This is a genomic window from Microvirga pakistanensis, from assembly GCF_004458765.1.
In the GTDB taxonomy this organism is placed as follows: Bacteria; Pseudomonadota; Alphaproteobacteria; order Rhizobiales; family Beijerinckiaceae; genus Microvirga; species Microvirga pakistanensis.
The window spans coordinates 1-223 of sequence record NZ_SPJX01000290.1 but is presented as its reverse complement, the minus strand read 5'-3'; the positions used below and the strand labels follow the sequence as shown (position 1 = coordinate 223).

Genomic DNA, 223 nt, shown 5'->3' with positions numbered 1-223 from the left:
GATAGGGCTCGACGAAGTTCCAGGAGCCCATGTTCTTGGGCTCTTCCTGGCACCACACCACATCGGCCTTCTTGAAGCGGGAGAGCTCGGCGGCCAGGGACTTCGCCGGGAACGGGTAGAGCTGCTCGACGCGCAGCAGATAGACGTCGTCCAGCCCACGCTTCTCGCGCTCCTCGAGCAGGTCGTAATAGACCTTGCCGGTGCAGATCACCACGCGCCGGAT

1 protein-coding gene is annotated in these 223 nt (G+C 63.2%); it reads right to left on the bottom strand.

All coding sequences use genetic code 11. The features are described 5' to 3' along the window. Positions 1-223, bottom strand: a 223-nt coding sequence (locus E4K09_RS15960; protein WP_134498680.1) for a hypothetical protein, incomplete at both ends; no start/stop codon positions are given.